The 26,093-nt window shown below is 63.4% G+C and carries 19 protein-coding genes; 15 read left to right on the top strand and 4 right to left on the bottom strand.

The genetic code is table 11. From position 1 onward, the window contains the following. Positions 1-102 precede the first annotated feature (102 nt). Positions 103-3,552, bottom strand: coding sequence for a TM0106 family RecB-like putative nuclease (locus BLU17_RS14020; protein WP_091997419.1), 3,450 nt, complete (start codon positions 3,550-3,552; stop codon positions 103-105). An 84-nt stretch (positions 3,553-3,636) separates the two neighbouring features. Here BLU17_RS14020 and BLU17_RS14015 point away from each other — a divergent pair, with 84 nt between their 5' ends. Continuing rightward, complete coding sequence (locus BLU17_RS14015) at positions 3,637-4,440, top strand: hypothetical protein (RefSeq protein WP_143189250.1); 804 nt, start codon at positions 3,637-3,639, stop codon at positions 4,438-4,440. A gap of 528 nt (positions 4,441-4,968) precedes the next feature. Continuing rightward, positions 4,969-5,580, top strand: coding sequence for a VC0807 family protein (locus tag BLU17_RS14010; RefSeq protein WP_091997417.1), 612 nt, complete (start codon positions 4,969-4,971; stop codon positions 5,578-5,580). A gap of 40 nt (positions 5,581-5,620) precedes the next feature. Here BLU17_RS14010 and BLU17_RS14005 read toward each other — a convergent pair whose 3' ends face one another. Next, positions 5,621-7,000 (bottom strand): sigma-54 interaction domain-containing protein, encoded by a 1,380-nt coding sequence (locus tag BLU17_RS14005; protein ID WP_091997416.1) that lies wholly within the window; start codon positions 6,998-7,000, stop codon positions 5,621-5,623. Positions 7,001-7,268: 268 nt separating this feature from the next. On the opposite strand from BLU17_RS14005, the gene BLU17_RS14000 reads away from it, so the two are divergent. From BLU17_RS14000 to BLU17_RS13990, 3 genes are read left to right on the top strand one after another with little or no spacing between them, the layout of a single operon-like run. Then, entirely contained in the window at positions 7,269-8,147 is an 879-nt protein-coding gene (locus BLU17_RS14000) for an MBL fold metallo-hydrolase (RefSeq protein ID WP_425434090.1), read from the top strand. Positions 8,148-8,186: 39 nt separating this feature from the next. Then, on the top strand, positions 8,187-9,842 hold the full coding sequence (locus BLU17_RS13995) for a bifunctional protein tyrosine phosphatase family protein/NAD(P)/FAD-dependent oxidoreductase (protein WP_091997413.1): 1,656 nt from the start codon (positions 8,187-8,189) through the stop codon (positions 9,840-9,842). A gap of 33 nt (positions 9,843-9,875) precedes the next feature. Next, complete coding sequence (locus BLU17_RS13990; RefSeq protein ID WP_091997411.1) at positions 9,876-10,679, top strand: sulfite exporter TauE/SafE family protein; 804 nt, start codon at positions 9,876-9,878, stop codon at positions 10,677-10,679. Positions 10,680-10,806: 127 nt separating this feature from the next. Here BLU17_RS13990 and BLU17_RS13985 read toward each other — a convergent pair whose 3' ends face one another. Continuing rightward, positions 10,807-12,063: a porin gene (locus BLU17_RS13985; RefSeq protein WP_091997409.1), complete on the bottom strand. Its 1,257-nt coding sequence runs from the start codon at positions 12,061-12,063 to the stop codon at positions 10,807-10,809. A 310-nt stretch (positions 12,064-12,373) separates the two neighbouring features. Beyond that, a complete protein-coding gene (arcD, locus tag BLU17_RS13980) occupies positions 12,374-13,837 on the bottom strand; it encodes an arginine-ornithine antiporter (protein WP_091997407.1) in 1,464 nt (487 codons plus the stop codon). A gap of 166 nt (positions 13,838-14,003) precedes the next feature. Between arcD and BLU17_RS13975 the strand changes: the two genes are divergently transcribed. The 10 genes from BLU17_RS13975 (at position 14,004) to BLU17_RS13935 (ending at position 26,076) form a co-directional block, all read left to right on the top strand. Next, positions 14,004-14,471: a YaiI/YqxD family protein gene (locus tag BLU17_RS13975; protein WP_091997405.1), complete on the top strand. Its 468-nt coding sequence runs from the start codon at positions 14,004-14,006 to the stop codon at positions 14,469-14,471. A 667-nt stretch (positions 14,472-15,138) separates the two neighbouring features. Beyond that, positions 15,139-15,264 (top strand): hypothetical protein, encoded by a 126-nt coding sequence (locus tag BLU17_RS34250; RefSeq protein WP_281247823.1) that lies wholly within the window; start codon positions 15,139-15,141, stop codon positions 15,262-15,264. Positions 15,265-15,309: 45 nt separating this feature from the next. Then, the gene (tssF, locus tag BLU17_RS13970) at positions 15,310-17,211 is read left to right on the top strand and encodes a type VI secretion system baseplate subunit TssF (RefSeq protein WP_091997403.1); all 1,902 of its coding nucleotides are present in this window, start codon (positions 15,310-15,312) and stop codon (positions 17,209-17,211) included. 104 nt (positions 17,212-17,315) lie between these two features. Further along, complete coding sequence (locus BLU17_RS13965; RefSeq protein ID WP_245746852.1) at positions 17,316-19,805, top strand: type VI secretion system Vgr family protein; 2,490 nt, start codon at positions 17,316-17,318, stop codon at positions 19,803-19,805. A 16-nt stretch (positions 19,806-19,821) separates the two neighbouring features. Further along, positions 19,822-20,118, top strand: coding sequence for a hypothetical protein (locus BLU17_RS13960; RefSeq protein ID WP_342713825.1), 297 nt, complete (start codon positions 19,822-19,824; stop codon positions 20,116-20,118). Continuing rightward, positions 20,115-21,401 carry a DUF3304 domain-containing protein gene (locus BLU17_RS33795; RefSeq protein ID WP_245746851.1) on the top strand — a complete coding sequence of 429 codons (1,287 nt, stop codon included), beginning with the start codon at positions 20,115-20,117 and terminating at the stop codon, positions 21,399-21,401. Before BLU17_RS13960 ends, BLU17_RS33795 begins: the two co-directional genes overlap by 4 nt. Further along, a complete protein-coding gene (locus BLU17_RS33790; protein WP_245746850.1) occupies positions 21,398-22,684 on the top strand; it encodes a DUF3304 domain-containing protein in 1,287 nt (428 codons plus the stop codon). The genes BLU17_RS33795 and BLU17_RS33790 overlap by 4 nt, the downstream gene beginning before the upstream one ends. Beyond that, positions 22,681-24,879 (top strand): T6SS phospholipase effector Tle1-like catalytic domain-containing protein, encoded by a 2,199-nt coding sequence (locus BLU17_RS13945; RefSeq protein ID WP_091997399.1) that lies wholly within the window; start codon positions 22,681-22,683, stop codon positions 24,877-24,879. Before BLU17_RS33790 ends, BLU17_RS13945 begins: the two co-directional genes overlap by 4 nt. Positions 24,880-24,896: 17 nt before the next feature. Then, a complete protein-coding gene (locus tag BLU17_RS13940) occupies positions 24,897-25,769 on the top strand; it encodes a DUF4123 domain-containing protein (protein WP_091997617.1) in 873 nt (290 codons plus the stop codon). Positions 25,770-25,794: 25 nt separating this feature from the next. After that, positions 25,795-26,076 (top strand): PAAR domain-containing protein, encoded by a 282-nt coding sequence (locus BLU17_RS13935; RefSeq protein WP_091997397.1) that lies wholly within the window; start codon positions 25,795-25,797, stop codon positions 26,074-26,076. Positions 26,077-26,093: the final 17 nt, after the last annotated feature.

The raw sequence follows: 26,093 nt of genomic DNA, 5'->3' as shown, positions 1-26,093 counted from the left end.
TATTGTCGGCAAGCGTGGGGAGAAGGCGACCAGGACGCATGCGAGAACGATTGAACGCGGCCGGGGAGCCGCTGTTCGACACCCGGCGCCGTCGCCCCTGCTTCAAGCCACCAGCCGGTCGCCGCCCTGCATCGCCCCGTTCGCAGCGCGACCGGCGTATTGCACGAGGGCGCAAAGCGTGTTGACGAGCGCCATCTGCTCAGGCGTCGAGCACGGCACGGTCAGCAGGTCCGGGCACGCGACCAGAATGGCCAGCGCCTTCGCGCGCGAGATCGCCACGTTCAGCCGGTTCTTGCTGAACAGGAACTCGATGTCGCGCGGCAGGTAGTCGGCATTGGACGTGGCCATCGACATGATGACGACGTGCGCCTCCTGTCCCTGGAACTTGTCGACCGTGCCCACGCGAGCACCTTCGGGCAACGCGAGCTTGAGCCGGTTGACCTGCACGTTGTACGGCGCGACGACCAGAATGTCGTCCAGCGTCATCGGCACCGTGCGGCCGCCCTCGTCGCGCGTGCCGCTGAGCAGATCGCCCACCATGCCGGCAATCTTCGCGACCTCCTCCTCGCTCGACTGTGCGTTGCCGTCATGCCGCACCGGCACGTAGCGAATGCCGTTCATCGGTGCGGGCTCGCGGCCCTCGAACGGAACAGTCACCTCGCGCGACGCCGTTTCCGGCGCGGCGGTCAGGCGGCCGTCATACACGGCATCGGAAATGAATTCGCAAACGCGCGGATGCATGCGGTAGGTCGTCTTCAGGAAGATGCCCTTGTCCGCGGGAATCGAGGCGACGCCATCGAGCAGGTAGTCGAGCATCGAGTCGCCCGAACGTCCCGGGTGCGCCCCCTTGCCAGGCTGCGCCAACTGCATCTGGTCGCCCAGCAGAACGATGTTCCTGGCGCTCATGCCAACGGCAACGAGGTTCGCGAGCGCCATCTGCCCGGCTTCGTCGACGAACAGGTAATCCAGCGACTCGCGCAGTGCTTCCTTTGCAAAGAGCCAGGACGTGCCGGCAATCAGCTGATGGGCGCCGCTGAATATTTCGTCGTCCTTGTTGACGTCGGCGATCATGCTGCCTGCCAGCTCCGTCTCTTCGCCATTGGACTTCTTGACGCCCGAAAAGACGAACTTCGCGGCCGCGGCGCGCGCCTCCACCGCCCGCAGGAGATTGTTGATGGCGTGATGACTGTTCGACGTGACGCCGACGCGCTTGCCCTGCCGAAGCAACTCGACGATGATGCGCGAACCCGTCCAGGTCTTGCCCGTTCCGGGCGGCCCCTGGATGAACAGACAGGTTTCGTCCATGTCCGCGACGATGCGGATCGCCTGCGGCAACAATTCGGCCGCTTCGTCGATGAGCGCGGTCCCCGGCTCAATACCCCGGATGCGAGGCGTTTCGCGGCGAAGCAGCGCATGTACGGCGCGGTAACCGCAGCCCGAGCGATGCACGTGGCCGGCGAAATGTTCGAGCGCCGTGCGCTGCGCATCGGTCGCGATGGGATTGCCGGGCCCGATGCCCGTCACCTCGTATGGATCGAACTGCCCCTTGACCGTAAACGACACGCTCAACCCATGCATATCGACCTGCAGTCCGGACAGCGGCTTGCCGGTCCGGGCGTTCGTCGCCGCAACGCCGGTACGCAGTTTGGTGTCCTGCGCGGGCACCGTGTAAAAGTAGCGGGTGGACCTGGCCTGCGCCTGCGGCGGACGCGTCGTGTCGTACGCCAGCCCGCCGAGGCATTCGGCATCTTCGACAAGTTCCGCCTGCGTCATGTCCATGCGATTGAACATGGCCCACCAGTCGGGCCTCGCCTCGCGCTGGTGGAAAAACACCATGTGCGCAACGAGCGCGCGATAGTGGTCCTCCGGCGTCCACTGCGCCTCTTTCGCCGGCAACGGCGCGAGCATCGCATCGACCAGCGCCTGCGCGCGCAGCACGTCCGGTTTCACGACTGGTGCGGCGCCCGGCCCGGCAGCGTCGTGCGCGACACGATTGGCCCACGGCATCGCAGCCGGCCTGAGACTCACCAGCCACTCGCGCAACTGGAACGTCGATTCGACGTCGTCGCGGTTGTAGCCGGCGATATCCTGCAGCAGACGCGCCGCTTCGCCTTCCTTGCCCGGCTCGCCGGCAAGCGCCTTCCACCGCTCGTAGAAAACGATGCTCGCGCCCGCATTGGTGACGTCGCCCGCGCGTGCGCCGCGGTAGAAGCGCTCGATGTACTTGATGGAATAGCTGGGCTCGGACACGCGAAGCGCCTCCCGCACGACCGCATACAGGTCGATGAGCTTGCCTCGGCGCAGCAGGTTGTCCACGGACGCTTCGCGCGTGCCGTGCACCGACATCAATTTCTTCAGCGCCGTGGGCTCGTAGGGCGCGTAGTGGTAAATGTGCGCGTCGGGGTACTGATCGAGACGTGCGTCCACGTAATCGATGAACTGCTCGAAAGCCCGCTTCTCCTGCGCCCGGTCGTGCGCCCAGAACGTGCGGAAACTGCCCGGCTGCCGGTCCACTTCCCATACGCCGAAAAGATACTCGAGGCCGCCGCTTTCGAGCGGATTGCCCTCCATGTCGAAGAACATGTCGCCCGCATCGGGCTGCGGCAGACGTTCGAAGCCGCGCGGACGAATGTCCGCCGGATCTTTCGCGAGCAGCACCTTGCGGCGCTGGCCGTCTTCGCGAAACTGGTCTTGCAGCCGCGCCTGCGAGCGCAGGCGCTCGAGCGTGCCGTCCGCGATACCCGGCACGCTCGTGCCGCACGGCAGCTTCGCCAGCGCGGCCAGGGTCGGCACCCCGGCGCCGGCGAGCTTGCGGGTCTGCACGCGCGTGATGCCGGCAACCTGCGAAAGGTGATCGTCCTTCTCGCGGCGCGCGTCGCAGAGCCGGCTCCAATGGCACTGGGCACATTTGTCGCACGGATCGGGATACGTTTCGACCGCGCTGGCATCGAGCGCGACGCGGGCGAGAAAGCGCGAGAGCGCCATATCGAAGTAGTAGCGGTAGTCGGCGCAACGATACGCCGCCTCCTTGTTCGAGCCGAGGACGATGCGCATGCGCTCCGGATAGCGACCCTGCGCCTTGGCGAGCAGGTGCGAATAGAACGCAAGCTGAACGAGAAATTTGCTGCGCGAGGCGAGCGCGAGCTTCGTGTCGACGGCTTCGTAACTGTAGTCGCCGAGCCATGAGGGCGTCGGACGCTTGACGAGAAAATCCGCATAGCCGAGCAGACAGCCGTCCAGGAACGCCGCCTGGTAAATAACGTCGAAGCCCTGATGCATGGCGTCGAGCGTCACCGCGACACGCGAGCGAATGTCCCGGCCGGCGTGGTCATTGACGTCGATGACGCGCCCGGACTGGCTGGTTAGCTCGGCAAGCCACGCCTTCTCGTGAGCGAGCCCCCGCTCCTGCACGAGCGCGAGTTGCTCGTCCTCGGGGTTGCGCGGCAGCGGCGTGACCAGGTCTGTCAACGCGAGGGTCGTGCTGTGTTCGCACTCGAGAAACGACACGAGATCCGATGCCGAATAAATTCTCTCCCCGTCCAGATGCAGCATTCGTCTCCCCCGTATTGTCCACGCACGGCGGCTATCATACGGCCAGCGAGGGCGCTCGATGACCCATCGACGCAATTTTCCGCGATGCGCCATCGGGAAACGGAACCGTGGCGTGGGTCCATTGCTAAAGAACCGGATGGAACTGCCGATAGCACGTTTGCGGCGGCTGTATCCCGAGCGCGGAACGTCGACTTCCGTTTCAGACAATCGAGCGAAATTACCTACTTTCGGACCATGGTTCAGACCTCCGACGCTTCGGCGACGATTCGCGACTATCAAGCCTCCATCGAAACGTGCCGGAAAGCATTCAACGACATCAACAATGAACCGACTCCGCGCGGCGCGACGCCCGCGGCGTTCATGGGAAATCAATCCGGGCCCGCCGACTGGGAGCCCTCCGCCTATCGAATCTTCAATGACTGGGGCGCCGCCGTCCTGAAACAGTTGAGCGAACAGAAGCGAAATGGCACCCTGGCCGGAACCTTCGGGTCGCAGGCGTCGTTCGATACGTTCCATCGCGAACTGGTTTCGTCGCTCGATGCGTTCTGGCTCGCTCGCGCGCACCCGGACTTTCCCGCAAGCCGCAGCCAGCTTCACAAGCTCGTCAATCTGTTCGTCAAATGGCTGCGCACGAAGGTGCCTGCCGAGATCCGCCCGCGCATCGAAGAACAGGCTCACACGACGCTCAACACGCCGACTCTCGCACGCGTAGCCGCACTGCTCGACGATCAAGCGCTGCGGTTCCCGGCCAACGAGGATTTTGACGGCTGGTACGCCGACACGCAGGCACGCATTCGTGCGTTCACCGTCGAGCATGGCGGGTCGCCCATCATCGTGGACGTGTGGTCACGCCAGTCCTATCTGGGCAATCCGGACGAGGACGCCTGAACGGGTTTCGCGTGCCCCATCGCCACGCGATGAAAATCGCAGAGGGAATCGCGAGGGGGCGTCATTACCATCGGAACAGGCGGCCGCATTGGCCGTACTGGTTACCCTGGCCGGTCGTCGCGAGGCGCTCAGTTCGCCCCGCCGGGCCGGGCGGAAGCCCAGACGATGCGGGCGCCTCCCTACGGGACATACGCGATAGGCCACGTAGCGAGCTGCTCATGCAAGGGATCCCTGCAACTCGCCATATGCCGTCTCACGGCGCGATTGTCGGATTTTTCGATTGCGCGTTGTCCGCTTTCATTGCCGGCCCGGCCGTCCGGCCGGCCGGCAAAAGATCCGGCGCGCACGCGAAACCGCCCCAGGTGTGCGACGCCAGAACGATCGCGAATGTCCGCCAGGAGCGATACTCGCTCGAAGTCACCCGCTGCTGGTGTATAAACCAGTCATTGCAACGGTCAAGGGCGACGCGCGAACGCTTGCCGCACGCCCTGGAGCCCCACGGTTTCGACGGCTCGATGAGCGCGCGCCATGATTCCCTCTGCCCGTTATACGTTCGCATTCGTCGTCAACGTTGCGTTGCCGGCGGCGGCATACTGGATAGCGCTACCTTCTTTAGGGATGCCAGGTGCGCTGGCCGTTTCTGCCATTCCGCTGCTCGCCTGGATGGGCCTTGACTTTCTGAGATTCCGGCACGTCGATGCGCTGAGCGCGATCGTTCTCGCAGGTATCGTCATGTCGACGCTCGTGCTCGTATCGGGCGCCGGACAGTGGTTGGGCGAAGCTCGTGAACCGCTGGTGAGCGGGATCATCGGCGCGCTCTTTCTGCTCTCACTCTGCGTGGAACGACCGCTGGTGTTTTATCTCGCGCGGTCCACGCTGGCACGCGAGCAATCCCGGCGAGAACGGGAGTTCGACGTGATGTGGGAAAACCGCCCGGCACTCAGGAAATCCATTCGCCTCATGACCGCCGTTTGGGGCGTGGGGCTGGTCGGCGAAAACCTGGTGCGGCTCGGGATCGCGGCCTGCGTGGACGCCCAAAACGGCCATCGGCTCTCGACTGTCGTCAGATATGCAACGTATGGCGGACTGACGCTATGGTCGATCGCCTACCGCCGCAGGTACATCAGGCAGCAGGCATGACGGCGTTAGCCATGCGGCCTCGATGGCGATCCGGTGCAGGTCACGCGTCGCCAGCGACGCCGAGCGCCTTGAGCCGCCGGTACAACGTGCGCTCACTGATTCCCAGTCGGGCAGCCAGTTCGCTTCGCTTGCCGCGAAAGCCGGTCGCGACCCTCGCGAGTTCGGTGTCGGAGAGCTTGCGCGGCAAGACGTAGCCCGGTGCCGACGCGTCATGAACGCGGGAGTCCGCTTGCTGCCTGAGAGCGGCCGGCAACTGTTCAGGCCGGATCACGCCGTCGTCGGCCAGCAGGCACGCGCGCTCGAGCACGTTGCGCAGTTCGCGGATATTGCCCGGCCACGACCAGGCGCGCAGCAGCGCGAGGGCGTCCGGCGAGATCGACGCCTTGCGCGGCGCGCGGTATTTCGCGGCCGCAATGCGCTCGAGGATGGAATCCGCGAGAAGCGGGATATCGTCGCTACGCTCGCGCACCGCAGGCAAATGAATGGGAAACGCACTGATCCGGAAGTAGAGGTCGGAACGAAACTGACCCGCCGCGACCATCTGCTCGAGCGGCTTGTGGGTCGCGGCGACGAGCCGGAAATCGGCGCGCTGCGTTTCGGTGCTGCCGACGCGCCTGAAGGTGCCGGACTCGATGAGACGCAGCAGCTTGACCTGGATGGCCAACGGCACGTCGCCGATTTCGTCGAGAAACAGCGTGCCGCCCTGCGCAGTTTCGACGAGCCCGTGTTTGCGGCTGCTGGCGCCGGTGAACGATCCTTTTTCGAATCCGAACAGTTCGCTTTCGAAGAGCGTTTCGGTTATGCCGGAACAGTCAACGACAACGAATGGCCGCTGTGCCCGGTCGCTCGCTTCGTGAAGCGCGTGGGCGAACAGCTCCTTGCCGGTCCCGGACTCGCCGAGCAGCAGGACGGGCAACATCGACGGCGCGACGCGCTGCAGGGCCGAGATCGCTTCGTTGAACGCCGGTGCCCGACCGACAAGGCCATCGGCGCTGGGTTTCGCCGAAGCGCCGCGGACCGTCGCCAAACGTTCGACATACGCGATGATCTCCGAGCGGGCGTCGAAGATCGGCCGCAACTCGACATCCACATGCTCCGGGCCCCGCGGCGTGTGATGAAGATGCAGCACGCGGTCCGCGCCGCGACTCTCGGCAGCGCGCTTCATCGGGCAGTGCTCCCCCGCCTGGTCGCAGGGCACGTCGTAATGGTGCGACACCTGGTAGCACCGGCGGCCGATATGCGCCTGCCCCTCCACGCCAAACTGACGCTGATACGCGCGGTTGGCCGCCAGGATCTCGTATTGCGGATTGAGCACAATGGCGGGCAGCGGATCGTGTTCGAGATACGACACCAGTGCGGCGACGTCCGGCGCCGTGTCCGGCAATGGCGTGTCGGGCGTCGTCAGGTCGCGGGCAGTCATGGTCGTCGGTCCTCAATCTCGCAGGCAATGCGTCAGGCTGCCAATTCTGCCACGACTGCCTCACGACTGCCATCTGGCAGCCACCGTGGCACCCCAAACGCCCGACTCCCGGCCCAATGCGGCGATCCACCCGATCGGCGGTTACAGGAAACCTATCGCGGATCAAGTGCTTACGATGAGGATCGTTGCGCGCGACGGACCTGGCACGATAGTTGATTTGTATTTCCCACGAAAACCAGAAATCTGCCATTCGCGAGGAATGACCATCATGTCCGCCAACTTTGCCGTCGAAGGATTTTTCGATCCCGCCACCTGGACCGTGAGCTATCTGCTGCTGGACACCGGGACGCGCCGCTGCGCACTCATCGACACCGTGCTCGACTACGACCCGAAGTCGGGACGCACGAATACCGCTACCGCGGACCGCCTCGCCGCACGCGTCGAATCGCTGGGCGCCCGTGTGGACTGGCTGCTCGAGACCCACGTCCATGCGGATCACCTGTCTGCCGCGCCGTATCTCAAGGCGAGGCTCGGCGGCAAGGTGGCGATCGGCGATCAGGTCACGCGCGTTCAGGGCGTATTCGGCAAGCTGTTCAACACCGGGCCGGACTTTCGCACCGACGGCTCGCAATTCGATCGCCTGTTCGCCGACGGCGAAGTGTTCCAGGTCGGCGATCTGGCGGTACGCGTGATGCACACGCCGGGCCATACGCCCGCGTGCGTGACCTACGTGGTCGGCGACGGCGCCGATCAGGCCGCATTCGTCGGCGACACGCTGTTCATGCCCGACTACGGGACCGCGCGCTGCGACTTTCCGGGAGGCGACGCGTCGACGCTGTATCAGTCGATCCGCCGCGTGCTGAGTCTGCCGCCGCAGACGCGGCTCTACATGTGCCACGACTACCAGCCGGGCGGCCGTGCCGTGAAATTCGAAAGCACCGTGGCCGAGGAGCGCGAATCCAACGTCCATGTGCACGAAGGCATCGACGAGGCGTCGTTCGTCGCCATGCGCACCGCGCGCGACGCCACGCTCGACATGCCCGTCCTGATCCTGCCTTCGGTGCAGGTCAACATGCGCGCGGGCCACCTGCCCGAGCCGGAAAGCAACGGCGTTTCATACATCAAGATCCCGGTCAACGTCCTTTGAGCGGCGCGCCGGGCAATAACGAACACACACGAGGCCAGCATGGAACTCAAGAAGCTCACGGACACTTTCGCCGTTTCCCCGCAAATCCGTCCCGCCGATCTGGCCGCGCTGCGCGAGATGGGCTTTCGCGCGCTCATCTGCAACCGGCCTGACGGCGAAGGCGCGGACCAGCCCACGTTCGTCGAAATCGAGCAGGCCGCGCAACAGCACGGTATCGAGGCGCATTACCTGCCGGTCGAATCCGGCAAGGTCAGCGATCAGGATGCCGAACGGTTTCGCGACTACCTGGAAACGCTGCCCCGCCCCCTGCTCGCTTTTTGCCGCAGCGGCATGCGATCGGCGACGTTGTGGGCGCTGGCGAGCGCGCCGAAGATGTCGCTCGTGGACATCCTTGCGGCGGGCAAACGCGCCGGGGTCGACCTGAGCGGGCTCGCGCGCCGCATCGGCTCGCCGCACGCGTCGTCCGAAGAACAGCACGACGTCGTGATCGTCGGCGCAGGAGCGGCTGGCGTCGCGACCGCCTCGAGTCTGCTCGCGCGCGCGCCGAATCTGGACATCGCTATCATCGATCCCGCCGACGTGCATTACTACCAGCCCGGCTTGACGATGGTGGGCGCCGGCATATTCCGCCCCGAAACCACGGCGCGCCCGATGGGCAGCGTCCTCCCGCGCAATGTCCGGTGGATCAAGGCCGCGGTGGCCGCGTTCGAGCCCGCCGCAAACACCGTGATACTGGAAGGATGCCGGGTCGTGAAATACCGCCAGCTCGTTGTCTGCCCCGGCCTGAAGCTGGACTGGAACGCGATCGAAGGATTGCCGCAGACGCTCGGCCGCAATGGCGTGACGTCCAACTACCGCTACGATCTGGCACCCTACACCTGGGAACTCGTGCAGGGTCTCAGGGGCGGCCGCGCGGTCTTCACGCAACCCACCATGCCGATCAAATGCGCGGGCGCGCCACAGAAGGCGATGTACCTTTCGTCAGACCACTGGCGTCGTACCGGCCGGCTCGACCAGATCGACGTCGAGTTCTACAACGCCGGCGCGGCGCTGTTCGGCGTCGCCGACTATGTGCCGGCGCTGATGAAGTACGTCGAGTCTTACGGCATCAATCTCAACTTCGGCTTTAACCTGAGCGCCGTCGACGGCGAAGCCAGAAAGGCGACCTTCACGCGCGCCCTTCCCGGCGGCGGCACGGAGACGTTCGAAACCGGCTTCGACATGCTCCACGTCGTGCCGCCGCAGAAGGCGCCCGATTTCATCCGCGTCAGCCCGCTCGCCGACGCCGGCGGCTGGATCGACGTCGATCAGACCAGCTTGCGCCACAAGGCCCACGAGAACGTCTTCGGGCTTGGCGACGTGACCAACACGCCGAACGCAAAAACCGCCGCGGCGGCGCGCAAGCAGGCGCCGGTCGTGGCGCACAACGTGCTCGCCGCCCTCGGCATGACGCGCGGAGCGGCGGGCTACGACGGGTACGGCTCATGCCCGCTCACGGTCGAGCGCGGGAAGATCGTGCTGGCCGAGTTTCTCTACGGCGGCAAACTCGCGCCGACCTTCCCCGCCTGGCTCATCGACGGCAGGAAGCCCTCGGGCCTTGCCTGGCTGCTCAAGGAGCGCATCCTGCCGCCGTTTTACTGGCGCGGCATGCTCAAGGGACACGAGTGGTTCGTGCAACCCCAGGTGGCCGACTGATACGCGCCCGCTTCTCGTGCCTCGAGGTGATCGATGCTGGTTTCGCTTTTTCTCGGCGCCGTGGTCGGCGCCATTCTCGGACTCACGGGCGCGGGTGGCGGCATTCTCGCCGTCCCCGCCCTCGTCTTCGGCATGGGCTGGCCCATGCAGCAGGCGACGCCCGTTGCGCTCGTCGCCGTGGCGGGCAGCGCGGCAGTCGGCGCACTCGAGGCGTTTCGCAAGCGCCTTGTCCGCTATCGCGCGGCCCTCTTCATGGCGGCAACGGGCGTACCGGCCACCGCGGTCGGCGCACACCTGGCGCGCGCCCTGCCTCAGCGGCTCCTGCTCGTGCTGTTTGCCGCCGTGATGCTCTTCGTTGCCGTGAGGCTCCTGCTGACCACGCTCAAGCACAAAGCCATGGCGCAGGCAGCGTCGTCGCTGTGTGTGGCGCACATCGATCCGGCAACCGGCCGCTTCGACTGGACCTGGCCTACCGCCATCGCGCTCGCCGCAACGGGCTCGCTAACGGGTTTCATGACCGGTCTGCTCGGCGTGGGAGGCGGCTTCATCATCGTGCCCATGATGCGCAAGCTCACTGACGTATCGATGCATGGCATCGTGGCAACGTCGCTGATGGTGATCGCCCTGGTCGGCAGCGGTGGCGTGCTCGCGACGACCATGCACGGCGCGGCGTTTCCGCTCGGCGTCGCCGTGTGGTTCAGCATCGCCACCGCGGCCGGGATGATTGGCGGCCGGGTGGCCTCGCATCGACTGACCGCGCACCACGTCCAATTGGGGTTCGCGATCATTTTGGTATGCGTGGCGTGCGGGCTGACGGTCAAAGCCGCCTTCGCATAGCGGACAGCGAAGTGGACCGCCCGCAATGGTCATCGAGGTTCATCCGGGCGCCTCGATAACCTGACGACTGGCTGGCGGCGCCATTTCGCCGAGTCCGCACGCGCGGCATTGACAGGAAATGCCGCCCTCAAAACCGATGCCGCAGCCCCAGCGCCACTACCACCTGGTTGCTGTTCGACGACGGCGTCAGCGAGTACACCGATGCATTGAACACCGCATTGCCCTTGCCGCCGCTCACGCTCTGATAAACGCCTTCGAGGTAAGCGTCGGTGCGGCGCGTGAACGCGTAATCGACCTGGGCCACGACCTCGTTCCACTTCGGGCGCGTTTGGCCGGTGCTGCTGTCGAAGCGCGCCATCGTGTAGGTATATTCGGCGGACAAACTCAACGCACTCGTCACGAAATAGCGGCCGTCGACGGAAAAGTTGTCGAACACGAGCGAACGCCCCTTGAGCGCACTCGTGCTGCCGCCGGCAAACACGCCGGTCACGTCGTCGGTCGCCGAATGTGACCACGCCACGCCCACCGAATGCGGCCCGAACGCGTAGCGCCCCGCAATCGCCCAGATCTGCTCGCTCCCGCCGGTGATGGTGGCCGAGCCGTCCGTGGTGGGCACCGCGCCGTTGGCATTGGCGCTGTTCGAGTCGCGATTGATCTTCAGATAGCCGGCCCCCAGACTGAGCGGGCCGTTCGCGTACCCAAGCCCCACGCTCCATGCGGCATTGTTGCCGAACTCACCCGGCGTGTTGGAAAAGCCATACATGGCGCCGAAGGTCAGGCCGCGATACGTAGGGCTTACATACTTGACCGAATTGTTGATGCGGATGTTCTGGATGGAATCGTCGTTGTCGTACGGATGCATCGCGAGGTTGCCCCCCCAGCCCGAACCCGATGCGCCGAGCGGCGTCACGAAGTTCAGGATCATGTCGTACTGGCGACCGAGCGTGAGCGTACCCAGGGCATTCGATTGCAACCCGACCCAGGCCTGACGTCCGAACATATCGACGCCCTTTTGCGAGAGCGCGCCCGTATTCGACGAAAAGCCGTTTTCCAGCGCGAAGATCGCGGCCGTGCCACCACCCAGATCCTCCCGACCGCGCAGGCCCCAGCGCGACGCGCTCAGATTGCCGCTCAACATCGACCAGTTGCTGCTTCCGGCACCTGGGCTGGCGGTACGCTGATTGTTGACGTAAGTGATGGATGTGTCGATGAGGCCATACAGCGTGACGCTGCTTTGCGCGTTCGCCGCGCCCATGCCCGCGCCTGCGAGGCAGGCCGCTACGGCAGCCTTGGTGACGACCGGAATGTACCGGCCGTGTGATCGCGATTCGAACCGGTTGAATGGACGGCTATTGTGCTTTTGGTTATATTCTTCGGAGCTCATGGAATATCGGCGTGTAGTGTGAACGGTCATGCGCTGTTGCGCCGCATCCTGGACAATAGAGGCGACACGCTACCGATTATTGGTCACGAGTTTATGTCCGATTAATACGTAAAATTGAAACAGTGCTCTTCCGTTTCCCATATTTCTGAAACGCTTCACAGAAAATATTGGTTCTGTTTTTTGGTCGCTTGTGACCTGCACGGCTTGTGTTGCCCCACCCGCCACCAGGGAATGGCCGCGATGAATCGCGGTCCATGCGCATGGCGCGGATGAGATCGGCAATCCGCCCTGGAGCGTCTGCCGATTTCCGTCAAAGCGTCAGCAGTCCCCGGGACAGGCCGTAACCCGCCGCGACAGCAGCGATGAGGACGACGGCGAATATGCCCCTCTCGACATGCGTGAATATCTGCTGACCGGACTCGCGCCTCGCCTTGGCGAACAAGACGGCGCTCGGGGCATAAAGCAGCGAGGAAAGCAGAAGATATTTGACGCCGCCGGCGTAGAGCAACCAGACTGCGTAGAAAACGGAAATCGCTGCGATCAGCAAATCCCTGCCGCGCGCCTTTTGCGAACGTTCGTAGGTCTCGCCACGAATTGCGAGCAGCAACGCATAGGACGCCGACCAGAAATAAGGCACGAGAATCATCGAGGTGGCGAGATAGATCAGCGAGAGGTAGGTGCCCTTCGACACCAGCGTAATGAGCAGAAATGTCTGCACCATGGCGTTGGTCAGCCACAACGCATTCGCCGGTACCTGTCTCGCGTTTTCCTTGCGCAGGAAAGCTGGCATCGTGCGGTCCCGCGCGGCCGAAAAAAGTATCTCGGCGCACAGCATGACCCACGACAGCAGCGCGCCGGCCAGCGAAATGGCGAGGCCTATGCTCACGAGCACCACGCCCCAATGCCCGATCACGTGCTGGAGCACGCCCGCCATCGAAGGGTTCTTCAGGCCCGCGAGCTGGCGCTGGGTCAAGATGCCGAGCGCGAGCACATTGACGAGCACCAGCACGAGCAGCACGGTGAAAAAGCCGATCACCGTGGCCTTGCCGACGCTTTTGCGGTCCGCGGCCCGCGCCGAGAAAACGGTCGCACCCTCGATGCCGACAAAAACCCAGACCGTGACGAGCATCATGTTGCGGACCTGATCCAGCACGCCACCCAGGGCAGGATTCGTTCGCGCCCAGATATCGGCGGAGAATACGTCCAGCCGGAACGCAAGCAGGCAGATGAGAATGAACAGGACGAGTGGGACGATCTTCGCCACCGTCGTGATCTGATTGATGAAGCTTGCCTCTTTTATGCCGCGCAGCACCAGAAAGTGGACGCTCCACAGCAAAACCGACGCGCAGGCAATCGCGGGCAGGGTATTGCCTTCGCCGAATATGGGGAAAAAGTATCCAAGCGTGCTGAACAGCAATACGTAATACCCGACGTTGCCGAGCCACGCGCAGATCCAGTAGCCCCATGCTGAGGCGAAGCCCATGTAATTGCCAAATCCCGCCTTGGCGTATGCATAGACGCCGCCATCGAGATCCGGTTTGCGGTTTGCGAGGGTCTGGAATACCAGCGCGAGAGCCAGCATCCCGAAAGCGGTAATGACCCAGCCGATCAGAACGGCGCCCACGCCGGCGGAAGCGGCCATATTCTGCGGCAGCGAGAATATGCCGCCGCCGATCATCGAACCGACCACCAAGGCGACGAGCGCGCCCAGCCTCAGTCCGTTCGCGTCTTTGCGCTCGCCGGCGGCATCGAACCCGTGGGTAGCGTCGCTCATATCCGCTCCGTCTTCGCAGTGTCAGGCCCGGGGGCAATGGCATTGTTCGCGCGTGCCGTTGCGAAATCATTGTTGGCAGGAACGCGGGCAAAAGCAAGAAAAACGCGGCGAAGCAGGCAATGCGCGGGCTGTTATGATCGCGCTTTCACGTGCTGGAAATGCCTTCATGCAAGTACTGGTCGACGCTGACGCCTGTCCCGCGGTTATCAAGGAGATGTTGTTCCGGGCCGCGCGGCGGGCCGAAGTCCGGGTGACACTGGTTGCAAACCAATATCTGCGGACGCCGCCGTCCCCCTTCATCAAGTCGATTCAGGTGCCGGCGGGATTCGACGCGGCCGATGCGCGCGTCGTCGAACTGGCCGCGCAGGGCGACCTCGTGATTACCGCCGACATCCCGCTCGCCGCCGCGATACTCGAAAAGGGCGCGCACGCGCTCGATCCGCGCGGCAACTGGTTCACGCGCGACAATATTCAGGAACGGCTGACGATGCGGGACGTGATGGATCAACTGCGCAATGCGGGCATCGAAACGGGCGGCCCGGCACCCTTCAGCGCGCGCGACAGCAAAGCGTTCGCCGCGCAGCTCGACCGGTTCCTCGCGCGACACAGCACGCCGCCTCGCCGCGCCGACTGATGCCTCGTCGATACCGGGTCGATACCGGAAGCGCGCGGACGTCTGGAATCGTCGCGCCGACGGCGCCCCGCCGGACAGTTCTGCCACTCTCGCCGCCGACGCAGTCACCCCGCTGACCGACGCGCTCTCGCGTTGCGCCAACCAGCCCGGCAGCGCTAGCGTGGCCCCTTCGTTCCTGGCCTTCCCCCTCCTTTCGTTTTATTTCTTCGCCGTGTCGCGGCCCCCGCGAAGGTCACAGAATGCGCTGAACGGCTCGGGCGGAGTCAGTAATGTCCTGCCCAAAGCCCGCCACCGTGTTGCAGCCTGCCATGACGAGCAGTGCCCCAACCATCGACAACGCCACCATAAACCGCCCCATCGTCTTCAACTCCCCGAGCTCCTTTTCCGGTTCCGGCCGACAACACGGTTATCGGTCATCGGCACCGGACCTTTAATGATTCGAGACAGATTCCCGCGGCTTGCGTGCCACAAGCGACTTGTCCGGCAAGGGCGGCAGTCGACGATGCAAAGGCCATGGACCAGCGGGATCAAGGAACGATGGCATTGCAATCGAACAAGTCCGATTTCTCTGGTTTCGACAGGAACGGACAATTTTCCGGGCTGATTTTATAGAAGTCACATCCTGCTTCCGATAGCCTGACGCCGACCATTGCTGGAATCGGGATTCATGAAAGGTTATCAGGACGGCAAAAATGATCCGGCCCGCTGCGCTGCGGATCCGGCAAGCTGCTTGCAGCCATTGCGTATGCTGCGTCCGCGCATGCTGGACGCAGTCTGGGGCTTGCCATCGTGAAGGCGATGGTGTCGCCTCGCGCCAGGGCATAAAAAGGGCGCCTGTATGGACCCGCGCCTCCTGGCGTTCTACGCTCGCGAACTTCGCTACCTGCGCGCGCTCGCTGCGGAGTTCGGTGCCGGGCATCCGAAAATCGCAAGACGTCTGGGCATGCAGACCGGAGAAATCGGCGATCCCTATGTCGAGCGGCTTGTCCAGTCGGCGGCGGCCGTGAACGCGCGCACGCAGATGCGCTTCGACGACGAATTCCCGCGCTTCACCCAGGCACTGCTTTCCTGCGTCTATCCAAACTACCTGTCGCCCACGCCATCCGTCGCCGTGGCGCGATTCTATCCGGGTGGCAAGATGGGCGATCTCGTGTCCGGTCACCGCATAGCACGCGGCACCCTGGCTGCGTCGCGGCTTCCCGACGGCGAGAAAACGGCCTGCCAGTTTCGCGTCTGCCACGACGTGACGCTGTATCCGCTCGTCATCGAATCCGGAAAGCTGGGCGGCATTCCGCCGGACGTTCCCGGCATGGACCGCTTTGTCCCACCCCACCGGCGCGTGCGCGGCGCGTTGCGCCTGTGCATCCGCACGACCGGCGACGTTCCGATTGCGCGCCTCCAGGGCCTCGACCGGCTACCCGTGTATCTCGCGGGCGACGCGAAGATCGCGTCGCACCTGCACGAACTCATTCACACAGCGGCCGTTGCCACCGTGACCGGCGAGCCGGGCCGGTTCAGCGAGGGCACCGGCACATTCCACGTCGTGACGTCGAATGCCGTGGTCCAGGAGGGGATCGGGCCTGACGAAAGCGTACTGCCGCTCGCTTCGCGACAATTTCCCGGCCACAACCTCGTGCACGAATATTTCGCGTGCCCGGAGCGCTTTTACTTCTTCACGCTGACCGGCCTGCAGGCTGGTTTGCGCAAGGTCAGGGGTGACGAAGCCGAGATCGTGATCCTGCTGGACCGTCCTGTCGGCGAACTGCCGGATCGCGTCGACGCGTCGATGTTCGCGCTTTTCTGTGCGCCCGTAATCAACCTCTTTCCCTTGCGCACCGAAATCGTGCCGGTTGGCGGAAGTATGGCGGAGGTCCATCTTGTAGCGGTCGACAAGGCACCACTCGACTTCGAGCTGCACTCGCTGGACCTGGCGCGCGGACAGGTCAGCGAAGACTCGGACGTGCTCGAATTCCATCCGCTACACCAGGCGCTGCTCCACAACGAAGACGCTCACGGGCGTTACTTCACCGTGCGCCGTGAGCAGCGTCTGGCCACGGCCCAGCCCCGCCGGTACGGCACGCATGCGACGTATGTCAGTACGGAATCGTTCCTGTCGCTCGTCGGCCCCGGCGGAGAACCGTACGACAACGGAGACGACGGCGAGATCCATTTCGTTTCCGTGGACGCCTGGGTGACCAACCGCGACCTGCCGGGGCTGCTGCGCTGCGATGGCGTGCGCGACCTCCAGATGCGCCAGTCCGCCCCCGTCTCCAGTATCGGCCTCATCAGGCCGCCTGCGAGGCCCAGGCCCCCGTTCGCGCAAGGCCTGAAGGCCTGGCAGTTGCTGATGCAGCTCGACATCGACCATTCGGTCTTTGACGACCGGTATGACGAGCCGAACCCGGGCGAGGGGTTGCGCAGCTTCCTGCGGCTGTATCTGTCGGATGACGCCGTCGCCCTGCGCAGGCAGGTCGAAAGCCTCACCGCAGCGACGCTCACGCCGGTCAACCGCATCATCCCGAACCGGCAGCCTCCCGTCGCGCGGGTACTCGAATGCGGCATCACGTTCGACGAAAGCGGCTTCGATGGCGTGAGCCCCTATGTCTTCGGCCTTGTGCTGGAGCACTACCTGGCCCGGCACGTCTCGATGCATTCGTACACCGCGACCGTGCTCGGTTCGAGGCAGCGCGGACAGATTGCGCAGTGGCCACCCCGCCCGGGCACGCGCAGCGTGACGTAGGCAGGCCTTGCGCATGTCGGGCCCCATGTTTTCGCACGGCCGCAGCCGTGTCTTTGCCGAGGAGAGGACAGATGTTCAAACCGTTGCAGGCCCGGACCCTGAGCGTGGCGTCCGACGCGTTGCCGACCCGGGCCGGACAGGCCGTGCTCATCCCCCAACGCGTGCGTGGCGCCGAGGCGCTGGGCAACCTCTTTGACTACCGGCTCGAACTGGCCACGCTGGACAGCCCGACATGCAGGCTGTCGGATGCGCAACCGCTCGTCGTTGCCGACCAGCTAATCGGCAAGTCCATCACCATTTCGATCGAGTTCGAGGGCAAGGGCACCTTCGTGCCGGAGCTGCCGGGCAACCTCGGAGCCGCGAATGCCGGCGCGGGAGTGCGAACGATCGAAGGCCTGATTACCTCGGTCGCGAGTACGGGCAGCGACGACCGCCGCGCGTACTACGAACTCACGGTACGCCCCTGGCTCTGGCTGGCCACACAGAACTGCGAGAGCCGGATTTACCAGAACGTCAATGTCGTCGAGGTGACCGGGATGGTGCTCAAGGGCGGGCAGTACCCGTGGCCCCATAAGCTGCGGCTCGGCGCTGTGGGCCTGGAAAACAACGTCTATCCGCAGCGCGACTATATACGCCAGTATTGGGAGAGTGACTACGATTTCCTCACCAGAATCTGGCGCGAATGGGGGATCTACTACCTGTTCGATGGCATGACACTGGTACTGTGCGATTCGCCGGGTTCCCACAAGAAGCACAACAACGCGTACGACACGGTCCGGTATCACGCCCCCGACGGCAAGCGCATTGACGAAGAGCACATCCACAGGCTCACGGTCTCGCGGCAGATCACGGCGGGCGATGTGACGCTCAACGACTACGACTACACGCGCTCGCTCGGAAAGTTCGACGTGAACCAGTCGCAGTACAGCAAGTCGGCACTCGACAACATCGGGCAGTACCACTGGGGCGAATATTCGCAGCCGCTCGCGGGTGCCATGGGTCTGTCGGGCGAACCCAACGACTACGACACGGAAGGCGCATATCTCGCGCGCGTGCGGGTGAACGCACTGCGCTGCCGGAGGCTGCGGGCCTGTGGCTCGGGCAACCTGCGCGGCCTGACCACGGGCAAGACGTTCCGCCTTGAAGGGCACCCGCAGCGCGAAGTCAACACGGACTATCTCGTGGTGTCGACCTCGCTCGATGTGCGCAATCCCGACGAGATCACACAGTCGTCAGGCGAACCGGCGCAGTACCGGTGCGTGACCGATTTCGTGCTGCAGCCGGCCAGCGCCTTCTTCAAGAACCGGCTGCGGAAGAAACCCCAGGCTCACGCAGAAACCGCCGTGGTAGTCGGCCCCGCGAACCAGCCGGTCTGGCTCGATGGTTATGCGCGTACCAAGGTGTCGTTTCTTTGGGACCGTCGCAGCAGCCGGGACGAAAATTCGAGTTGCTGGGTGCGCGCGGGCCTGCCATGGCACGGCGGCCCGCACAGCTTCATCGCGGTGCCGCGCATTGGTGACGAACTGACGATCGACTATCACGAGGGCGATCCTGACAAGCCGTACATATCGGCGAGCAAGGTCAACGAATTCAACCAGCCGCCGTTCGACCTGCCGAAGAACCAGGCGCTTACGGGGCTGGTGAGCCATAGCCTTCAGGGCAACGGTCACAACTACGTGGTGACCGACGATACGCCAGGCCAGTTGCAGGTACAGGTTGCGAGCGATCAGGCCAGTTCGCGCCTCGTGCTCGGGTACAGCACGAGGATCGACTACGGCACAGGTCGCCAGCAGGCCCGGGGGCTTGGGTGGGAACTGGCGACCAATGCGTGGGGCGTGCTGCGCGCCAATCTCGGCATGTACCTCACGACCCAGGCCCGCGACGGCGCAGCGGGGCCGGCTAAGGACATGTGTGAGACGGTTGGGCGTCTGCAGATCGCACAAAGTCTCCACGACGCGCTAACGCAGGTTGCACAGAAGAGCGAAGCACAGGATGCGGACGGTCACCAGTCCGACATCGTGAAGACAATTGCGGAACAAAACGAGCAGATTCGCGGCGCGGGTAGCGACAGTAATACGTTTCCGGAGCTCTCAGCGCCACACGTTCTTATTGATGGCAAGGCGGGCGTGGAAATCACCACGCCTGCGACGGTTCACGTCGCGGCCCAGCAAGCAGCAATCACTACCGAAGGGCATATCGGGATTGCCGGTGGGCGCAGCCTGTTTGCAACGGTCCGCGACACGATCCGGCTCTTTGCGCAGACGTCCCCCATCCACCTCGTGGCGGCTGCCGGCGACATCGTGCTGAACGCACTGACGAAGTCTATCGTCGCGCGCGCACAGAACCAGATCCTGCTGGAAAGCGAAGACATCCTGCTACGTGCAAAGAAGTTCCGCGTGGAGGTCGACGGCAGTTTCCTGAACATGGACTCGGCCGGCATCGTCAGCGGCACGACCGGCAAGTTCCTCGCGCACGCATCGGTTCATGGGCTACCTGGTCCCAAGGACCAGATGGTTAGCCTCTCGCCAAAGCAGGTCTGCATCGAATGCCTGCTCAAGGCCGCTAAAAGCGGCTCTGCTTTGGTGCTGCGCTAATCGGAAAACGGACTTCATGCTGAAAAGGCAAATTAACCTTTACGGACGGCGAGCCATCGGACTACTGACGACTGCCCTGCCCTGTCTGTGCGCGTGCAAGCAGCAAGCCGCCAATGGGAAATATGACCGGATTGCGGGTGATCTCTGGGCCGTCTTTCTTCCGGGCGACCGTGTTCGCATCATGGTGGCGGACGGCAAGGAAGGCGAAAACGACCCTGATATGCGTGCGCCCGACAACGATCCCTATATTGCGCAGGGCGTGCCCGACGAGGAATGGAACCGGTTGTATCGCGACGGAGGTAATACGCAATGAATCTCGAATGGGCCGATCCAATGCCGGTGGGTGGGCGAGTGGCCGCTAGAACCGGGTCGCACAGGGCTCGTCCAGGCCGGTGTGACAAGTGGCTGTCCAAGGTTGACCCTGCTGGCCCCGGTTACTGCCGCCACACCAGGCTCGCCGCCCTGATTCTGGTCACTGCAATGCTGGCTGGCTTGAGCGGGTGCAAGGAACGCGCGAACCGGACTTCGTCGATTGCACCAGCAAAGCCGCCAGCCAGGCTGCAGATGGTCGACGCTCAAACGGCCACATTGAACTACGCACCCTGGTACGTCCACGAGTGGGGCATCGAGGGACCAACGGATATCGTGGGAGCTAACGACGAAAAGCCGATTGAAGGAACCGGCCCGCAGGCCTATCGCGCCGCCTCATCCGGCGACCCGGAGCACGGCGACGGCAAGTACTGCTGCATCAGGATTCCCGCCGTATGGCAACCCGATCTTCGACTGACGGTGCGCTGGCTGGTTGACAGGAAACAGGATGGCCTGAACCCGAACGCCTGGTACAAGGCGGAAAACGTAAGAATACCTAAATATGAAAAACCGGCAGGAGATGTGTGGGCAGTCTTCCTGCCGGATGGCCGGGTCCGCATCATGGTGCCGGACGGGGCGCACGGCGCCAATGATCCAGCTATCCGGCCGGGCGATGACGATCCGTATATTGCGCAAGGAGCGCCTGACGAGGAATGGGACCGGCGGTACGTTCGCGGAAGTGCGCTCTCGCCCATCGACTACGCGAATCTGCCGAAGCGGGTCGATATGGCCGGCGCCCCCACTTCAACGCTGAATTACACGCCCTGGTATATCCATACATGGGGATTCGAGGGACCGGCCAATATCGCGGGACGCGAGGGAAGGCAGTACGTCGGGGGCGGCGGCCCCAACGTCATGCCCGCCCGCTCCGGCGACAGGCCAGGCGGTGGCGGAAAGGAGACCTGCTGCAGCAATATTCCGGCAGTCTGGCAGCCGGATCTTCGCCTGACGGTGCGCTGGCTGGTCGACAAAAAGCAGGACGGCAAGACTCCTGGTTACTGGTACAAGGCTGAACATGTAAGGCTCGCCCGCTATGGGGAAATCCTGGGTGCCGTCTGGGCCGTGTTCCTGCCAGGCGACCGTGTTCGCATCATGGTGGCGGATGGAAACAAGTACGGCGGCAACGATATCAACAACCGTCCGCCCGACAACGATCCCTATATTGCGCAGGGCGTGCCCGACGAGGAATGGAACCGGTTGTATCGCGACGGAGGTAATACGCAATGAACCTCGAATGGGCCGATCCAATGCCGGTGGGTGGGCGAGTGGCCGCTAGAACCGGGTCGCACAGGGCTCGTCCAGGCCGGTGTGACAAGTGGCTGTCCAAGGTTGACCCTGCTGGCCCCGGTTACTGCCGCCACACCAGGCTCGCCGCCCTGATTCTGGTCACTGCAATGCTGGCTGGCTTGAGCGGGTGCAAGGAACACGCGAACCGGACTTCGTCGATTGCACCAGCAAAGCCGCCAGCCAGGCTGCAGATGGTCGACGCTCAAACGGCCACATTGAACTACGCACCCTGGTACGTCCACGAGTGGGGCATCGAAGGGCCAACGGATATCGTGGGAGCTAACGACGAAAAGCCGATTGAAGGAACCGGCCCGCAGGCCTATCGCGCCGCCTCATCCAGCGATCCGGAGCACGGCGACGGCAAGTACTGCTGCATCAGGATTCCCGCCGTATGGCAACCCGATCTTCGACTGACGGTGCGCTGGCTGGTTGACAGGAAACAGGACGGCCTGAACCCGAACGCCTGGTACAAGGCGGAAAACGTAAGAATACCTAAATATGAAAAACCGGCAGGAGATGTGTGGGCAGTCTTCCTGCCGGATGGCCGGGTCCGCATCATGGTGCCGGACGGGGCGCACGGCGCCAATGATCCAGCTATCCGGCCGGGCGATGACGATCCGTATATTGCGCAAGGAGCGCCTGACGAGGAATGGGACCGGCGGTACGTTCGCGGAAGTGCGCTCTCGCCCATCGACTACGCGAATCTGCCGAAGCGGGTCGATATGGCCGGCGCCCCCACTTCAACGCTGAATTACACGCCCTGGTATATCCACACATGGGGATTCGAGGGACCGGCCAATATCGCGGGACGCGAGGGAAGGCAGTACGTCGGGGGCGGCGGCCCCAACGTCATGCCCGCCCGCTCCGGCGACAGGCCAGGCGGTGGCGGAAAGGAGACCTGCTGCAGCAATATTCCGGCAGTCTGGCAGCCGGATCTTCGCCTGACGGTGCGCTGGCTGGTCTACAAGAAGGAAAAGAATACAGCGCAAACGTCATGGTACAAGGCTGAACATGTAAGGCTCGCCCGCTATGGGGAAATCCTGGGTGCCGTCTGGGCCGTGTTCCTGCCAGGCGACCGTGTTCGCATCATGGTGGCGGATGGAAACAAGTACGGCGGCAACGATATCAACAACCGTCCTCCCGACAACGATCCCTATATTGCGCAGGGCGTGCCCGACGAGGAATGGAACCGGTTGTATCGCGACGGAGGTAATACACAATGAATCTCAAATGGGCCGATCCAATGCCGGTGGGTGGGCGAGTCGCGGGAAGTGCAATGGCGTTCAGGAAAGGCAAGGCGCTTGTATGTGATCCCAAGGCATCGTGTCCACAGACGCTACACATCACGCTGTTCTTCGACGGGACGAACAATAACGATGCCAGGACCGGTCCCGATGGCAAGCCCAATCCATTCCGGGATTCACTCAGCAATACGCATACCAACGTGGCGCGCCTGTACAACGCGGCACTGGACATAAATGAAGAAGGCATATTCGCGTTCTACCTTCAGGGAGTCGGTACACCGTTCGGCGAAATAGGCGAGCCCGTCTACACGCCGTTCGGCAAGTCAATGGCGGCCGGTTTTTCCGGACGTTGCATATGGGCCTATACGCGCGTGCTGAACGCCATCTACCATGCGATTGCCACCGACAAGACACGGGGCCTCATTTCCCTCGCCGATGCCAGAAGAATCTGCAACGCGGGAAGCGACGGTGCCGTCCTGGATCTGGCCGGCCATATCGACCGGCTCGGTCTCGCCCATAAACAGGCGGTCGACGAGGGGCGCCACCCGCAGACGGTTCGCCAGATCTGGATCAACGTGATCGGCTTCTCGCGTGGCGCGGCTGGCGCGCGGGTCTTCGTGAACAAGCTGGTCAACAAGTGGGCGCGCAACGGCCGAATCGGCTACCAGAGCGGAAAATATGCCTTGAATTACGCGGTCAACTTCGTCGGGCTGTTCGATACGGTTGCGTCCGTCGGCCCCCCCGATTCGATTCGCGCGGCGGTCGATATCGGCACGTTTGATGGGCACTTTGCCTTTGCCAGCGATGGCCGTCTGAATATTCCGAAGGAGGTAAGGTATTGCTACCACGCGTTCTCAATACACGAGCAACGCATGAGTTTTCCGCTCGATTCGATCCGCGTTGGGGAGCACTACGGCACCGGTGTCCGGGAAGAGGTCGCATACCCAGGCGTACATTCCGACGTCGGCGGCGGCTACGCACCCAATGAACAGGGAAAGGGACGAACGGCCAGGTCAGGTGACGACAGCCACAAGCTCAGCCAGATTCCGCTGCATGACATGTATCTGAAGGCGGCGTCCTACGGCGTGCCGTTGAATGAGGGAGACGTCCTGTGTGACCCGAAGTCACCCCTTAGTGCCGACTTCGCCCTCGATCCCGCAACGATCGCGGCCTTCAATGCGTGGCGCAAGACGGTCGAAGACATCAAGACAGTGGAAGATGCCCTGCGATCCGGGATGAGCCAGCTACTCGCCTGGCGCACGCTGCGCGCGGATATCGGCAACGCCCATCACTACGTCACGGGGCAGGAGTTCTTTAAAGCAGCGCACGAAGACAGGATGACGCCGCACAAGGTCAAGCTCGCACTCAACAAGGCCGTCGAAAGCGACCCCACCCTGCGCCACCTTGACGACCAGATTCAGCAGCTGCGCTCCGACGCGCTCACGTCATCCATAGGCGGCTACCAGGCGTTCATGGGTGCGCGCAAGGCTGATCTGAATGAACTCAACGAGGCGGTCAGCAGGCACACCGAGGCACTGTGCGGTTCGCTGGCGCATCCGGGTACACGCAATCCGAAACCCGCGCGTCCCGGTGAAGGGGCCCTTGACGTCTCTACCAACGACCAGACGGACCTGCGCCAGGGCGCTGAAGAAATGCGACTGCTTCTGGCCTATCTGTATCAGGACCAGTGCGAACGCTGGAAGGTTAGCCGCAGGGAAAATCTTCCGGTCGTGGCGCACGGCTATGTAGCGAAGGTGCCGCCGACGTTTTCGGTAACGCACGACCAGCCGGGAAGCGATTCGCCACGCGTCAGCCTGGGGCCGAGCGGCTTGCTGCTCGGCACTTTCTGGACGTCGGTCGTGCAGAAATACCGGGTGGAGGATGACGTGGTGGCCGCCCCCGTGCCAGGCGTCGAGCGATTCCTGCGAGCGCACACGTCGCCCGAAGCCGTATCCAGCCTGCCCAAGGCGGCAATCGACCTGTTTGACGACTACGTGCATGACAGCCGCTGCTGGTTCCGTGTGCCGCATTTTCACGAGTACTCGCCGGGTGGCTACGGCTTTCCGCGCGTCCTGTTCGCCGGAAACGATACACGGAAAGCCTATCTGGGACTCGCCCCCGACTCGGAGCCTCTCGACGTCGGAAACGGCCAGCGCAAGGCAGGATGGTCATGACGCCTGCGGAGCCAGAAATGCAATTGCTTGATACCCCCTGCAAGCCCCGCCTGCTTGGGCTCATCGATGCCGCGGTGTGTCCGCCGAAGGTCGAGCCATTGCTGAAAAAGTCCGGCGCGCAGTACTGCTCGGTCTTTGCCGGCTTGCCGGAAGAAAATCTTGGCGCGGCTTCCCTTTTTCTCGTATCGATCGGCGATACGGAGACGGACTGGGTCACCGAACTCGACCGTCTCGATCTTTATACGCCCTGCCTGTCGCTGATATGGAGCCGTGTCGATATGGAAACGCTGGCAACGCATCTGCAGGCGTTCCTGTTCGCCGACATCGGGGACAACATGACCGCAATGGTTCGATTCTTTGATCCGCGCTGCACCGATGCAGTTTTCAGGGTATGGGGAGAGAAGATCCTCAGCATGTTCATGGGGCCAATCGAGCGATGGATGTACCGTGGACGTCACAAGGACTGGCAACGGGTACAGAACGACTCGTTGACGGGCGCGCGCATCTGCAGGTCGATCCTGATCCGGCTAGACCAGGCTGATGTCGATGCGCTCACGGCGCACACGGAGCCCGATGAAATTCTTTCGGCGCTTCTCCAGACCGGAGAAATTGACGGCGAACTACCCTACCTGGCGCGCCTCGACGATTTCATGCCACGGTACGGCCAGGCCCTGCAGTGGGGATTGACCGAACCGGCCGACCGCTTTCTTTATTGCCAGTACACCTATCTTTATGGAATCGGGTTCGACAGGCATTGGCTCGTCAATGACCGTCTTGTCGGTCGCAGGTTGAGTGGCGAGTCGTTCGCCTCCGCCATCAACCAGATTCCGGCAGCCGTTCTGGAGGAAATCGAACGCACCCGCAATCTGCGCACCGGTACATCAAACTAGCGAGCCATTTTCTCCGGAGTTAAACATGGCATTGCAGATGATCGTCGTCGGCGACACGACGTCCCACGGTGGCAAGGTGGTCACCGGTTCGGAAACCCATACCATCGGCGGCAGGCAGATCGCCCGCCTGTACGACCTCGTGGACTGTCCCCAGAGCTACCCCGACGGCCGTCCCCACGGCGTCAACAAGATTATCGAAGCCCATCCGACGGTAACGATCGATGGCCGGCGCGTTGCGCTGCACGGTTACCACACCGAATGCGGATGTACGTTGATCGGCAGCACGACAGCAAGCGTGGGCGATTGAACAGATGGCGACGGACG

Source organism: Paraburkholderia lycopersici (genome assembly GCF_900096975.1).
Lineage (GTDB): Bacteria > Pseudomonadota > Gammaproteobacteria > Burkholderiales > Burkholderiaceae > Paraburkholderia > Paraburkholderia lycopersici.
Note: the sequence above shows the minus strand (reverse complement) of the source record. Positions and strands in the feature narration are given on the sequence as shown.

Excerpts from the sequence above, each read along its gene's own strand:
- BLU17_RS14020 (WP_091997419.1), bottom strand. The coding sequence starts at position 3,552 with ATGCTGCATCTGGACGGGGAGAGAATTTATTCGGCATCGGATCTCGTG.
- BLU17_RS14015 (WP_143189250.1), top strand. The coding sequence starts at position 3,637 with ATGCGCCATCGGGAAACGGAACCGTGGCGTGGGTCCATTGCTAAAGAA.
- BLU17_RS14010 (WP_091997417.1), top strand. The coding sequence starts at position 4,969 with ATGATTCCCTCTGCCCGTTATACGTTCGCATTCGTCGTCAACGTTGCG.
- BLU17_RS14005 (WP_091997416.1), bottom strand. The coding sequence starts at position 7,000 with ATGACTGCCCGCGACCTGACGACGCCCGACACGCCATTGCCGGACACG.
- BLU17_RS14000 (WP_425434090.1), top strand. The coding sequence starts at position 7,269 with ATGTCCGCCAACTTTGCCGTCGAAGGATTTTTCGATCCCGCCACCTGG.
- BLU17_RS13995 (WP_091997413.1), top strand. The coding sequence starts at position 8,187 with ATGGAACTCAAGAAGCTCACGGACACTTTCGCCGTTTCCCCGCAAATC.
- BLU17_RS13990 (WP_091997411.1), top strand. The coding sequence starts at position 9,876 with ATGCTGGTTTCGCTTTTTCTCGGCGCCGTGGTCGGCGCCATTCTCGGA.
- BLU17_RS13985 (WP_091997409.1), bottom strand. The coding sequence starts at position 12,063 with ATGAGCTCCGAAGAATATAACCAAAAGCACAATAGCCGTCCATTCAAC.
- arcD (WP_091997407.1), bottom strand. The coding sequence starts at position 13,837 with ATGAGCGACGCTACCCACGGGTTCGATGCCGCCGGCGAGCGCAAAGAC.
- BLU17_RS13975 (WP_091997405.1), top strand. The coding sequence starts at position 14,004 with ATGCAAGTACTGGTCGACGCTGACGCCTGTCCCGCGGTTATCAAGGAG.
- BLU17_RS34250 (WP_281247823.1), top strand. The coding sequence starts at position 15,139 with ATGAAAGGTTATCAGGACGGCAAAAATGATCCGGCCCGCTGCGCTGCG.
- tssF (WP_091997403.1), top strand. The coding sequence starts at position 15,310 with ATGGACCCGCGCCTCCTGGCGTTCTACGCTCGCGAACTTCGCTACCTG.
- BLU17_RS13960 (WP_342713825.1), top strand. The coding sequence starts at position 19,822 with ATGCTGAAAAGGCAAATTAACCTTTACGGACGGCGAGCCATCGGACTA.
- BLU17_RS33795 (WP_245746851.1), top strand. The coding sequence starts at position 20,115 with ATGAATCTCGAATGGGCCGATCCAATGCCGGTGGGTGGGCGAGTGGCC.
- BLU17_RS33790 (WP_245746850.1), top strand. The coding sequence starts at position 21,398 with ATGAACCTCGAATGGGCCGATCCAATGCCGGTGGGTGGGCGAGTGGCC.
- BLU17_RS13945 (WP_091997399.1), top strand. The coding sequence starts at position 22,681 with ATGAATCTCAAATGGGCCGATCCAATGCCGGTGGGTGGGCGAGTCGCG.
- BLU17_RS13940 (WP_091997617.1), top strand. The coding sequence starts at position 24,897 with ATGCAATTGCTTGATACCCCCTGCAAGCCCCGCCTGCTTGGGCTCATC.
- BLU17_RS13935 (WP_091997397.1), top strand. The coding sequence starts at position 25,795 with ATGGCATTGCAGATGATCGTCGTCGGCGACACGACGTCCCACGGTGGC.